At 38.0% G+C, this 12,894-nt stretch carries 12 protein-coding genes; all 12 read right to left on the bottom strand.

The genetic code is table 11. From position 1 onward, the window contains the following. Nucleotides 1-284: 284 nt before the first annotated feature. Nucleotides 285-1,349, bottom strand: coding sequence for a recombinase RecA (gene recA, locus NST76_RS05355; protein ID WP_036121272.1), 1,065 nt, complete (start codon nucleotides 1,347-1,349; stop codon nucleotides 285-287). A 158-nt stretch (nucleotides 1,350-1,507) separates the two neighbouring features. Continuing rightward, nucleotides 1,508-2,767 (bottom strand): competence/damage-inducible protein A, encoded by a 1,260-nt coding sequence (locus NST76_RS05350; RefSeq protein WP_058843925.1) that lies wholly within the window; start codon nucleotides 2,765-2,767, stop codon nucleotides 1,508-1,510. Nucleotides 2,768-2,784: 17 nt separating this feature from the next. Further along, nucleotides 2,785-3,363, bottom strand: coding sequence for a CDP-diacylglycerol--glycerol-3-phosphate 3-phosphatidyltransferase (gene pgsA / locus NST76_RS05345; protein WP_036121302.1), 579 nt, complete (start codon nucleotides 3,361-3,363; stop codon nucleotides 2,785-2,787). Nucleotides 3,364-3,410: 47 nt separating this feature from the next. Then, nucleotides 3,411-4,340, bottom strand: coding sequence for a RodZ domain-containing protein (locus NST76_RS05340; RefSeq protein WP_170829781.1), 930 nt, complete (start codon nucleotides 4,338-4,340; stop codon nucleotides 3,411-3,413). Nucleotides 4,341-4,356: 16 nt separating this feature from the next. Then, complete coding sequence (locus NST76_RS05335; RefSeq protein WP_008178931.1) at nucleotides 4,357-5,142, bottom strand: DUF3388 domain-containing protein; 786 nt, start codon at nucleotides 5,140-5,142, stop codon at nucleotides 4,357-4,359. Nucleotides 5,143-5,359: 217 nt separating this feature from the next. Next, nucleotides 5,360-5,617: a DUF3243 domain-containing protein gene (locus NST76_RS05330; protein ID WP_004224939.1), complete on the bottom strand. Its 258-nt coding sequence runs from the start codon at nucleotides 5,615-5,617 to the stop codon at nucleotides 5,360-5,362. Between the two features lie 43 nt (nucleotides 5,618-5,660). Continuing rightward, on the bottom strand, nucleotides 5,661-6,389 hold the full coding sequence (locus NST76_RS05325) for an SDR family oxidoreductase (RefSeq protein WP_036121304.1): 729 nt from the start codon (nucleotides 6,387-6,389) through the stop codon (nucleotides 5,661-5,663). Further along, nucleotides 6,386-7,687: a pitrilysin family protein gene (locus NST76_RS05320; RefSeq protein ID WP_058843926.1), complete on the bottom strand. Its 1,302-nt coding sequence runs from the start codon at nucleotides 7,685-7,687 to the stop codon at nucleotides 6,386-6,388. The genes NST76_RS05325 and NST76_RS05320 overlap by 4 nt, the downstream gene beginning before the upstream one ends. Further along, on the bottom strand, nucleotides 7,684-8,955 hold the full coding sequence (locus NST76_RS05315) for a pitrilysin family protein (protein ID WP_342544702.1): 1,272 nt from the start codon (nucleotides 8,953-8,955) through the stop codon (nucleotides 7,684-7,686). Before NST76_RS05315 ends, NST76_RS05320 begins: the two co-directional genes overlap by 4 nt. Nucleotides 8,956-9,130: 175 nt before the next feature. Further along, nucleotides 9,131-10,090 (bottom strand): ABC transporter permease, encoded by a 960-nt coding sequence (locus NST76_RS05310; RefSeq protein WP_036121312.1) that lies wholly within the window; start codon nucleotides 10,088-10,090, stop codon nucleotides 9,131-9,133. A gap of 1 nt (nucleotide 10,091) precedes the next feature. Further along, a complete protein-coding gene (locus tag NST76_RS05305; RefSeq protein ID WP_340810064.1) occupies nucleotides 10,092-11,138 on the bottom strand; it encodes an ABC transporter permease in 1,047 nt (348 codons plus the stop codon). Then, complete coding sequence (locus NST76_RS05300) at nucleotides 11,138-12,685, bottom strand: ABC transporter ATP-binding protein (RefSeq protein ID WP_342544700.1); 1,548 nt, start codon at nucleotides 12,683-12,685, stop codon at nucleotides 11,138-11,140. Before NST76_RS05300 ends, NST76_RS05305 begins: the two co-directional genes overlap by 1 nt. Nucleotides 12,686-12,894: the final 209 nt, after the last annotated feature.

Raw genomic sequence — 12,894 nt, 5'->3', positions numbered from 1 at the left:
TACATATTTAATTGTATAGCTAGCCTCAAACTCTGTCAAGGTTAGTCAGGCGTCTGCTCGCCCCATCGGATAAAAAAAAGTAAGTCCTATCCATTCAGTGAATTTTTTCCCTATTACTTTTACACTAGAAAAAAATTCACCTTCAAAACAATTACCATAAAAACAGTACATTAGAAATAACACGTCTAAGGCTTAGAGCCTCTCTCTTATTATGTGTAAAAATTGAAGATTATAGACAAAAAAATGCATTGTCCCCTTAAATAAAGCGGGAACAATGCAATCGTTTATTTTTCTTCTTCAAGAAGCAACATTAATTCGTCATCCATCTCTTCTTCATCATGTGCCGCAATTGTATAAGAAGAAGCCGCGATACCATAAGAAGCTCGAATTTTATTAGCGATTTCTTCTAAAACAGCGACATTTTCTTTTAAATACTGTTTAGCATTTTCTCGACCTTGACCTAGGCGTTCGTCACCATATGCATACCAAGAACCACTTTTTTGCACAATATCTAATTCTACACCTAAATCAACTGTTTCGCCTTCTTTAGAAATTCCTTCTCCATACATAATATCTACCTCAGCTGTACGGAAAGGTGGCGCTACTTTATTTTTAACAATTTTAATTTTTGTACGGTTACCAACAATATCATTACCTTGTTTAATTGCTTCTGCACGACGCACTTCTAAACGGACAGAGCTATAGAATTTCAGCGCACGTCCACCTGGTGTTGTTTCTGGGTTTCCGAACATGACACCAATTTTTTCACGAATTTGGTTAATGAAAATAGCAATCGTTTTTGATTTATTAATCGAACCTGAAAGCTTACGTAATGCTTGAGACATCAAACGTGCTTGTAAGCCGACATGAGAGTCACCCATATCGCCTTCAATTTCTGCTTTTGGCACTAAGGCAGCGACAGAGTCAATAACAATAATATCAATAGCACCACTACGCACTAATGCTTCTGCAATTTCAAGTGCTTGCTCCCCTGTATCTGGCTGTGATAATAATAGCTCATCAATATTAACACCTAATTTTTGTGCATAGATTGGGTCTAATGCATGCTCTGCATCGATAAATGCTGCTTGTCCACCTGTTGCCTGCACTTCTGCAATAGCATGTAGAGCAACTGTTGTTTTACCAGATGATTCAGGACCATATACTTCGATAATACGTCCACGTGGATAACCACCTACGCCTAATGCTGCATCAAGTGCTAGCGAACCACTTGAAGATGTCGCAATTTCTAAATCGGTTCTTTCACCAAGTTTCATGATGGAACCTTTACCAAAATTCTTTTCAATTTGTTTTAGAGCCTGTTCTAAGGCTGCTTTACGATCACTCATTCATTTTCCTCCTTCGAAAACTGTTCACTGTTTTTATCTATCTCTACTATACTTGTTTTTAAGAAAACGCGCAAGAAAAAAGCGAACATTTATTCGATTTTTCTTCAAAATAAAAATTTGGATAGTTTTCCTCTACCCAAATTTCTATTTCACTCTATTTAATATCGTTTTGTATAACCGCGTTCTTCTAAAAGCTGCATTAAATAATGACATGTAAATTTCACCGCACGTAGTCGATTTGTATTTCGCATGCCTGATAAATGCAGTAAATAAGTAAGTGGCTCCTCATCATTGATAGCAATACCAATCCAAACCGTACCTACTGGCTGGTGATCATGCGCTGTCGGACCAGCCTCTCCTGTAAGACCAATTCCAATATTAGTAGCAAACTTTTCGCGAACAGCACTTGCCATTGCCGCCGCACACTCACTGCTAACTACACCATGTGTATCAATTAATTCTTTTGAAATGCCAAGCTGTTTTATCTTTGCATCAGCAGCATAGGTAACAACGCCACCAATCAGTGCATTGCCTACCCCAGGAATTTCCGCAAGCTCAGATTGAAATAACCCAGCTGTTAAACTTTCTGCGGCAGCAATGGTTAACTGATTATCAAGTAGCATTTCTACCGTTTTAGAGGCAAGAGAGTCGTCATCTACACCATATTGATAATCTCCCACAAGTGCCTGTATCTCAGCAACCTTTGTAGCTATAAGCTGTTGAGCTTCCTGCTCTGTAGCCGCTTTAGCTGTAACACGTAATGTTACTTCTCCATCAGAGGCAAGTGGGGCAACTGTAGGATTTGTTTGGGCATCTAGAATATCTTGAACTCGTACTTCAAGCTCTGCTTCACCAATCCCATAGAAACGCATCACATGTGATGCAATGATCCCTCCATCATTAAGCATCGCAGCAAGCTTTGGTTTCGCTTCAAATTGAAACATAGGTTCCAGCTCTTTTGGTGGTCCTGGAAGTAAAATATAGGTGCGGTCATTTTTTGTGAAAATCATACCTGGCGCCATTCCATGGTGGTTGGCTAGCACTTCACTGCCAGCTAAAATTAATGCCTGTTTCCGATTATTCTCCGTCATTGGACGTCCTCGTTTGGCAAAAAATTGCTCAATATACGTTAATGCTACATCATCAGACTCAAGCGAAACACCAAGATGACGAGCAATCGTTTCCTTCGTTAAATCATCTTTCGTAGGTCCAAGTCCTCCCGAAAAAATAATTAAATCGGCACGAGTCTCCGCCACTTCAATAGCCTGTTCTAAACGTTTCGTATTATCGCCTACTACCGTATGATAAAAAACGTTGATACCAAGCTCGGATAATTGACTTGAGATAAATCTCGCATTTGTATTCGTAATTTGACCTAATAATAGTTCTGAGCCAACCGCAAGAATTTCAGCATTCATGATTCACAAGACCTTTCTTATTTAGACTCAAGTAAAACACGTCGATTTAGATAGAAATAATCCCACCCAGACCAAAGCGTAAAGAACAATGCAATATAGAGCATGATCGTATCAAATGGAATACCAAACAGTGTAAAGATTGTATTGTGTAAAAGAGCAGCTGCAATCGCTACAATTTGTGCCCAAGTTTTGATTTTACCGAGCTGATTAGCAGCAACAACTTCTCCCTCACCTGCCAAAATCAAACGTAAGCCAGTTACGGCAAATTCACGGCTAATAATAATGATGATTACCCAGGCAGGTGCCATATCAAGTTCTACCATTAAAATGAAGGCTGCTGAAACCAGTAATTTATCAGCTAAGGGATCTAAAAATTTCCCAAATGTTGTCACAAGATTATACTTACGTGCATAATAACCATCCACCCAATCTGTTGTTGAAGCAAAGATAAAAATAAGTGCACCTATAAAATGGTGGATCGGCATCTCAGCGCCAAATAGTGTCAAAGTTCCCCAGCCGAAATCAAACATCATCACAATGACAAAAAATGGAATAAGCAAAATTCGAGAGATGGTAATTTTATTTGGAATGTTCATTTTTCTAACACCTTTCATGATGAAAGAAAGTAGCCATCACCTGATGACTACTGTTCTTTATTGAAATTGATGACGATATTTTGCGTTACAATCTGCTGTGCATACGGTAGAAGTTCGTCATTAATATAGATTTTAGCCTGCGTTGAATTACCAAGACGGACACGTACATAGTTTTGTGTTGTAGCATCAAACTCAACTACTTCTCCAGCATTATAGACACGTGTGTCCGTTAATAATTCTTGTTGCTGTTGGTTGCGAATACCCACAAATGTAGGACCTGATACTTCGATTTTAATTTTCATTGTATCTGTACCTGTTAAGGTATAAGAAGTCGTCGCCCCATCCGCCTCAACCGTCCCCGCGGAAATTGTTTGCTTCATCTCTTCTGTTTGATCAGTTTGATCTTCATCAGTTGGTGTTTCCTCTGTAGAGTTTGTATCTTCTTTATCTTTTTTCTGTGCATCTTTATTTTCTTTGTCTTTTTTATCCTTTTCACTATCAATTGGTTGAATATTAGTATCATATTCCATTTCAGGAGTAGTATTTTCTACTTCGCTTGTCCCTGAACTATTTTTAGATTGCCATAGTATCCATATGGCCACAATGATTACAACGATAAATAAAGCTACAATGATTTTTGGCATAGCCTCCATCATTTTATTCGAAGGGCCTTTCGTAACTTTTCTTCTACTTGGACTATTCGTCATCGATTGACTTACTTGGTCATTTGGAGTACTCGGTAGTTCTTTTTTATAAGTCTCTAAAATTTCCTCTGCGTTCAAACCAACAGCTTCTGCATACTGCTTAATAAAAGCTCGTACATAAAACGAACCAGGCATAATGGAATAATTGCCTTCTTCAATTCCTACTAAATAACGCTTTTGAATTTTCGTTATTTCTTGTAAATCGTCTAAGCTGTAGCCTTTAGACAGTCTCGCCTCTTTCAGTCGAGTACCTAATTCTGCCACTAATAACACCTACTTTAACATCAAATTAAAAATTAAATCCTCCAAATGAATCGGATTCGGACATGTGATTTTTTTCCATTATTTCATAAGTAATTTCTTCATCCGTGTGATGACGTAATTCAATGATATAATCAAAATCCTCTATTTTATATTCTGAATGCTGCACAAACATATCTGGATGCTCAACAACTTTAATGCAAGGCATATTCATCATTTCACGCACTAATTGCAAATGTCGCTCATCAGATGAACGCCGAGTCACAATACCATCTAAAATAAAAATATTGTTACGACTAAATTCGTCTCCCACAAGTTTATTACGAACAGTTTGTTTAATCATTGTAGACGATAAGAAAATCCATTTTTTATTGGCACAAACACTTGCAGCTACAATGGATTCAGTTTTTCCAACGCGTGGCATACCACGAATACCAATTAGCTTATGTCCTTCTTTTTTAAAAAGCTCTGCCATAAAATCGACTAAAATACCAAGTTCGTCTCTTACGAAGTGGAAAGTGTTTTTTTCGTCTGCATCTCGAGGAATATAACGACCATGCCGAATAGCTAGGCGGTCACGAAGTTTTGGTTGTCGAAATTTGGTTACGTTAATATGTTCCATTGTCGAAACAATTGTACGAAAACGTTCAATCGCCTCATCATTGTCTGTATGCACTAACATACCACGTCGGTCCTCATCGACACCATTTATTGATATAATATTGACACGAAGCATCCCTAAAAGTGAAGCAATATCTCCTAATAATCCAGGGCGATTCACCTGAATTTCATATTCAAAGTACCAATCGCTCAACACACTCGTTCCCTTCCTATTAGTTAACGTAAAAAATCCTTTATAAGTTCCATCATAGCTGATTTTTTATGTAATGGAAAGTTAGAATACATGGAATTACGGCGTTATTTACTAATTTTTTTTGATGCATGTAGATTAGGCTTACATACGTTCCCTTTTTCGTAGATAAATAGCTTTTTTATATAGAAAAAAGAGGAGATTGGCTCTCCTCTTTTATTTACTGCACATGCTTATTTTGTACAAGCTTAATGACACAATTCGCTAATGCATGCTTCTCATCTTCAGAGGCAACGCCCCATAAATCCGACAGCACTCGCTCTTGTTCGTTTTTAGGATCGACATTTGTCGCTAAATATTCCCCAATTTGGACAGCAGCCGTTTGAATCATTTTCTTCGGCATACCACTCGATTCAGCTTGCATAACGTTTTGTCCTAAAAACGATGTCCATTTTTGCCAGTTTTCTAAAATGGTCATATTTCCTCCTCCTTTACACATGTAGTATGTGCAAAAAAGAATATTATATGTACCAACCGCCATTTAATCGTATGATTTGTCCTGTCACATAATCTGCTTTACCAGACAAATAAAAACGTACCATTTCAGCTACATCCTTTGTCTGACCAATGGTACCTAAAGGAATATCTTCTAAAATATAATTAAGTTCTTCTTGATTTAAATGGCTGTTCATTGACGTATTTATAAACCCTGGAGCAACAGCATTTACTCGAATACGGGATAGTGCCGCTTCTTTTGCATAGGATTTGACAAAAGCATGTTGTGCTCCCTTAACGGTTGCATAAAGTGCCTCACCCGCTGAGCCAGCCTCTCCCCAAATGGAGCCAATGAATAATACATAGCTCACCTCATGCTTACGCAGTTTCTCAGATAGTAAAGCTGTCAGTCGCATTGGATTTTGAACGTGGACACGCCATAAAGCATCCATATCCTCCACTGTTGTATCTTCGAGCAGCGAATAATGTGCCTGCCCATTTGCAAAGACAATGGCCTGCACATTAAAAATTTGCGCGGCTACCATTTCCGCTCCTGTTAAAATAGAAAAATCCCCCTGCACAAGCATAAACTCTTGTGCAGGGAAGGTTTTAGAAAGCGAATCACATAATTTATGTGCCGCATTTTTATTATTCGAATAATGCACATAGATGGACCATCCATCTTCTGCAAGACTTTGACAAATGGCACGACCAATCTCACCTGATGCGCCTAAAACAAGGGCAAATTTTTTCACTGTGCTCCCTGCTTGCTTGGCAAAATTTTAAAGACTGTTTGTTGGGATTCTCCTTGAATAGAAGTAAAGGCTTTGTGTAAATCCTCTATTGTTAATGTTTCAAGAACTGGTACCACATCAAACAAATTCATATCATTAAAGGAATAACGTGTAAATTGGTTTGCGATGAACTCAATCGAATTTAATGCTCGTAGGAAGAAGCCAATTTTTTTACGTTTTATACGTTCCAAACCAGCACTATCCAATTGGCTATTCCCCTCATATTTCACTAATTCTTCTTTTATCGCTTGGGCCAATTTATCAGGCTCTGCTGAATCCGAACCAATCATGGCAAAACCAAAGCCATTTTCTAACGTAAAATCAAATGCATATGTCTCATCGATTAAACCTTCTTCATAGACACGTTCATAAAAATTAGATGTACGGCCAAAAATAAGTTCAAGCGCGATTTGAACAGACAGCTCATGCTTTAACATATCCTGTCCTGATAAATTCGTATCCTTTGCTTTCAAACCAACATAAATTTTCGGCTTTTGTACATCCATATTTAATGTACGTTCTTTAATCGCTACGTCTGTTGGTTCTGTATCAAAGAAACGTTGAATTGGTGTTGGCTCTGGGAACTCTTTTTTACCTTGATTGTCACGAATAAAAGTCATCATTTCCTCTGGCTCTACAGCGCCAATGACAAATAATAACATATTTGAAGGATGATAAAACGTATTGTAGCACGTATATAAATGCTCTGCTGTAATGCCGTCAATCGATTCAATCGTTCCTGCTATATCAATTTTTACAGGATGTTGATGATACATATTTTCAATCGTACCAAAATATAGACGCCAGTCTGGTTGATCATCATACATCGTAATTTCTTGCCCAATAATTCCTTTTTCTTTGTTGACAGTAGCTTCTGTAAAGTATGGCTCTTGCACAAAATTCAATAAAGTTTCTGTGCTCTTATATATATTGTCAGTAGATGAAAATAAATAAGCTGTGCGTGTGAACGACGTAAAGGCATTCGCCGAAGCACCATATTCGCTAAATTTTTGAAAAACATCACCATCTTCTTTTTCGAACATTTTATGCTCTAAAAAGTGTGCAATACCATCTGGCACTGTAATACTTTCCGTTTCACCGATTGGTACAAACGTACGATCAACAGAGCCGTACTTTGTTGTAAATGTTACAAATGTTTTGGAAAAGCCCTTTTTTGGTAAAATATATACATCTAAGCCATTGTCTAGTTTTTCATAGTAAAGTGTTTCATCTAGTTGTTTAAATTCAATTGTTTTCATTGTGCGGCTTGCTCCTTTCCACATAAGAAATAGACCGCTTCAAGCTGCACTTGCTTAGCCATTGCAACAACGTCTTCCTTTGTTACAGCTTTCCACTTATTTGCCCAGGCTTCAACAGAGAATTCCTCAGGTAAATCTTTATATTGGTCAAAAATTTCAATTTGTCCACGCGCAGAATCCAAGGACTCTTTTAGCTGATTTGTCAGCATAGCCTTTGTTTGCTCCAGCTCTAAATCTGTAATGTCTCCAGCCTGCATGACAGCAAGTTGTTCTTTAATTAAAGACAATGCTTTTTCTTCATTTTTAGCTTCAATCCCAGAAACAACAAACAGAAGACCGTAATGCGATGCATAGGAGCTTGATGCGTAATAAGCAAGACTCTCTTTCTCACGCACATTCATAAATAATTTAGCATGAGGATAGCCTCCAAAAATGCCATTAAAAATCTGCATTTTAGCAAAATCAGCATCTCCAAATCGAATAGGCGTGCTAAAGCCAATATGAAGCTTACCTTGTTTCATTTCATGCTGTTCTCTTACGTAATCATTGCCAGGATGCTGTTGTGGTAATACTGCTGGCACTTCCTCTGGTGTGCGATCATTAAATGGTAGCGCTTTTTTTAATTTCGCTACAAGTTCCTCTTCATTAATGTCTCCAGCAACATAAATATCTATTTTATCGTTAGCGAGCATGGATTGGTATGCCTCAAATAAAGAAGCAGGCGTAATTTTTTGAATTTCTTCTACGCTACCATTAGCCGAAATCGATGCAGGCTCGTTTGGTCTCAAGATTTGTTGTAAACGGAACTGAGCAAAACGAGATTTATCATCAAAAATAGATTCAATCCGTTGAATGACTGTTTTCTTCTCCCGTTCTACAATCGATTCCTTAAAGACACCGTTTTCTAAATTAGGCTCAAAAATAGCTGTGTGCAATAAACCAAGTACGTCGTTTAAGACACTTGTATTTGCTAGATAATGATCATTCACAGTCTCCACATTCATTAGCACCGTATGTTCATTACCTCGTTTTGATGTATCAAAATATAAAACAGTACCATATAAATCATCTAAAAAGCTACGGAAAGCAGCAGTTGTTTTATATTTAGCATTACTATGCTGTAGTACATTGGTTAACACTGTACGTTCCGATGCACTTTTTGCAGTTAATGCTCTTCTCCATTTAATCGAAAAATTTACGGTTTTAAATTGGGTTGTTTGTCGGATATGCAAATTGACACCTTTTGCAAAAGGTATTGTTTTAAACATATGAAACCCTCCTATCCTTCTTAATATAACGATGTACTACACATACTATACATGTCTATTGTCTATAATTGCAAAAAGAATCCAAAGTATGTATGGGAAAAATTAAAAAATGCACCAATTTCATATGTAAAAAAAGACTGAGCATCGTTCACTCAGTCTTTTTGATTCATTTTTCTTAACGTTTACCTTTAATATAAGGCTGTCCACTTGCTTTTGGAGCATTCGCTTTACCAATAAAGCCTGCTAAAGCAAGGATTGTTAAGACGTATGGTAAAATTTGCAGATAAACGGCTGGTACATTCTCGATGAATGGAATTTGACTTCCTGCAATACTTAAAGTTTGCGCTAAACCGAAGAATAAGGCTGCTCCTAATGCACCAATTGGATGCCATTTCCCGAAAATCATAGCGGCAATGGCCATGAAACCTTGTCCAGCAATTGTTGCATGCGAAAAGTCATGTGTAATTGTTTGTGCATAGACTGCACCACCAAGACCACCTAATGCCCCAGAAATAACAACGGCAATATAGCGCATTTTATTAACATTAATCCCCATTGTATCTGCTGCCATTGGGTGCTCACCCACAGCACGTAAACGCAAGCCGAATGGTGTTTTATAGATAATAAACCAAGCACCAATGGCTACCGCAAATGCTAAAATAGATGTGCTGTAAACATCATGGAACAATAAAGGACCAAAGAATGGAATATCCTCTAAATAAGGAATACCGAAACGGTCGATTGGACGTGTAATCATATCCGTTTGACCTTTATCATAAATCATTTTAACTAAGAAAACTGTAGCAGCTAAGCCAAGTAAGTTAATGGCTACACCTGAAACTGTTTGATCGGCACGGAAAGAGATCGAAGCAACAGCATGGAAAAGAGAGAAAATCCCACCAATAATCATAGCTGCTAACATCGCTACCCAAATCGTTGCCACACCTAATGACGAAGCGAATTCTAAATTGACAAAAATACCAACAAAAGCACCAACAATCATTAAGCCTTCTAGCCCGATGTTGACTACACCAGAGCGTTCAGAGAATACTCCACCGATAGCAGTAAAAATCAAAGGTGTTGCATAAAGAATCGCTGAAGGGATGATGAAATATAACATTTCTAAAAAGCTCATGTTATTGTCCCTCCTTTTTCTTGCTCAGCTTTTGCAAGCCTATTCGAATAATGTAGCCTGATGCAACGAAGAAGATAATCAATGCGATGATAATTGATACGATTTCTTCTGGAATACCCGCAGCATTTGGCATATTTAATGCACCATATTTTAATGAACCGAATAGTGATGCTCCAAACACTACCCCAAGTGGTGTATTCGCACCAAGTAGCGCAACGGCGATACCGTCAAAACCGATTCCTGTAAAGCCAGGTTTAATAGATGCGTTTTGGAATGTACCTAAAGCTTCCATCGCACCACCAAGACCTGCAAACATTCCTGAAATCGTCATCGCTAAAATAATATTTTTATTAACACTCATACCTGCATAATCGGCAGCATTTTTGTTAAAGCCTACTGCTTTTAGCTCGTATCCACGTGTTGTTTTTTCTAAAATGAACCACATAACTACTACCATTAATAGTGCAACAATGATCCCATAGTGAAGACTTGAATTGTCTGTAAGCTCTCTTAAAAACGGAGAACGTAAAGAAGCTGATTCATGGATACGTTCTGTTTTAAAGCTTCCATCGGACAATTTTTTAATCACTGCGTTGGCAATATAAAGCGCAGTATAGTTGAGCATAATTGTCGCAATAACTTCATGGACTTTAAATTTCGCTTTTAAGAAACCTGCAATAAAGGCCCAAAATGCACCTGCAGCTGCAGCAGCAAGTAATGCCAATGGTAAGTGAATAACTTTAGGTAGCTCAAATGCGTATCCTACCCAAGCTGCTGCTAGCCAACCTAAAATCAGCTGACCCTCAACCCCAATATTGAACAGTCCTGTGCGGAATGCAAATGCTACTGCAAGACCTGCCAAAATATAAGGTGTTATTTGACGAATTGTGTTCCCAATTGAATATGAATCTCCAAAAATACCTGTCCAAAGAGCAATATAACCTTCTACTGGGTCATAGCCACTGACTACCATAACGATAGCCCCTACAATTAAACCGATAATGATAGAGATGATAGGAACGAGTAGATTAATGACACGATTTGACATTAGTCGTTCCCCTCCTTCGCATCATGCTTATTATTTTTTTTACTTTGCCCTGCCATAAGTAAGCCTAGCTCTTGTTCTGTTGTTTCTTTTGGATTTAACTCATCTACTATTTGTCCATCATAAATAACAGCAATACGATCCGATACATTCATGACCTCATCTAATTCAAATGAGATTAACAGAACGGCTTTTCCTTTATCACGTTGCTCAATGAGACGAGAGTGAATGAATTCAATAGCCCCTACGTCAAGTCCACGTGTTGGTAGAGCAGCAATTAATAAATCTGGATTTCGGTCGATTTCACGACCGATAATAGCTTTTTGTTGGTTACCTCCAGATAATGCACGAGCCGGTGTCATTTCACCATTACCTGTACGCACATCATACTCTTCAATGATTTGATTAGCTTTCTCCGACACTTTTTTATAATCCATGACAAAGCCCTTTGCAATTGGAGATTGGTAATACGTTTGCAGTGCAATATTATGACCAATCGGGAAATCTAACACTAAACCATGCTTATGACGGTCTTGTGGGATATGACCGACGCCTTCCTCTGTAATTTTACGAGGCTTCATATTGGTAATATCTTTGCCATTTAACTTAACTGTCCCACTTTTGATTTTACGTAGTCCTGTAATGGCTTCGATTAATTCGGACTGACCGTTACCATCGATACCAGCTATACCTACGATTTCACCTCTGCGAACATTTAAGTTCAAACCTTTTACCTTATCAATATCTCGGTAATCCGTTACTACCAACTTTTCAATTGATAGCACTTCTTCAGTTGGGTTTGCGTCCGTTTTTTCTGTTTTAAATTCAACTTGACGGCCAACCATCATTTCAGCCAATTGATCAGGATTTGTGGCAGCGGTTACAACAGTGCCAATCCCTTCTCCTTTACGGATAATCGTCACACGATCTGAAACTTCCATAATTTCCTTTAGCTTATGCGTAATTAAAATAATAGATTTACCTTCTGCAATCAGTCGACGCATAATTTGAATTAATTCTGTAATCTCTTGTGGTGTTAATGAAGCCGTAGGTTCATCAAAAATTAAAATTTCGGCACCACGATACAATGTTTTTAATATTTCAACACGTTGTTGCATACCAACTGTGATGTCTTCGATTTTGGCATTTGGATCAACATCCAATCCATATTTTTCAGAAAGTGCGTGTACTTTCTTCGCCGCATCTTTTATATTGACAATCCCCATTTTAGTAGGCTCCGTGCCTAAAATAATGTTTTCTGTAACCGTAAAGTTTTCTACCAACATAAAGTGCTGATGCACCATGCCAATTCCTAAATCATTGGCAACATTCGGGTTTGTAATTTTTACAGCCTTCCCACGAACGCGAATTTCGCCACCCTCTGGTTGATATAAACCAAAAAGGACGTTCATCAAAGTCGATTTACCTGCACCATTTTCACCAAGCAATGCATGGATTTCGCCTTGTTTCAGTTGGAGGGTGATGTTATTATTCGCCACGAAACTCCCGAATTCTTTACGGATTCCAAGCATCTCAATCACATATTCCAAAATTGTCACTCCCTTAATAGGCACTTATTAAGTATTTTTGCCTTAGCGTATAGTATCTGCTGCTACATGATTGATGGTACAGATAAGCCATACGTCCAGTAGTCGATTTCTACCAGAGGCTAGAATTATTGCTTGATCTAAACCTACCTATAGAGGTAGTTGTTTTGCTAAATTAATACAGGAAAGGTCATCGTTAGAAACCTTTCTTC

The organism is Lysinibacillus sp. FSL W7-1291 (assembly GCF_038593415.1).
In the GTDB taxonomy this organism is placed as follows: domain Bacteria; phylum Bacillota; class Bacilli; order Bacillales_A; family Planococcaceae; genus Lysinibacillus; species Lysinibacillus fusiformis_D.
Note: the sequence above shows the minus strand (reverse complement) of the source record. Positions and strands in the feature narration are given on the sequence as shown.

Excerpts from the sequence above, each read along its gene's own strand:
- NST76_RS05350 (WP_058843925.1), bottom strand. The coding sequence starts at position 2,767 with ATGAATGCTGAAATTCTTGCGGTTGGCTCAGAACTATTATTAGGTCAA.
- NST76_RS05315 (WP_342544702.1), bottom strand. The coding sequence starts at position 8,955 with ATGTTTAAAACAATACCTTTTGCAAAAGGTGTCAATTTGCATATCCGA.
- NST76_RS05330 (WP_004224939.1), bottom strand. The coding sequence starts at position 5,617 with ATGACCATTTTAGAAAACTGGCAAAAATGGACATCGTTTTTAGGACAA.
- NST76_RS05320 (WP_058843926.1), bottom strand. The coding sequence starts at position 7,687 with ATGAAAACAATTGAATTTAAACAACTAGATGAAACACTTTACTATGAA.
- NST76_RS05310 (WP_036121312.1), bottom strand. The coding sequence starts at position 10,090 with ATGAGCTTTTTAGAAATGTTATATTTCATCATCCCTTCAGCGATTCTT.
- NST76_RS05305 (WP_340810064.1), bottom strand. The coding sequence starts at position 11,138 with ATGTCAAATCGTGTCATTAATCTACTCGTTCCTATCATCTCTATCATT.
- recA (WP_036121272.1), bottom strand. The coding sequence starts at position 1,349 with ATGAGTGATCGTAAAGCAGCCTTAGAACAGGCTCTAAAACAAATTGAA.
- pgsA (WP_036121302.1), bottom strand. The coding sequence starts at position 3,363 with ATGAACATTCCAAATAAAATTACCATCTCTCGAATTTTGCTTATTCCA.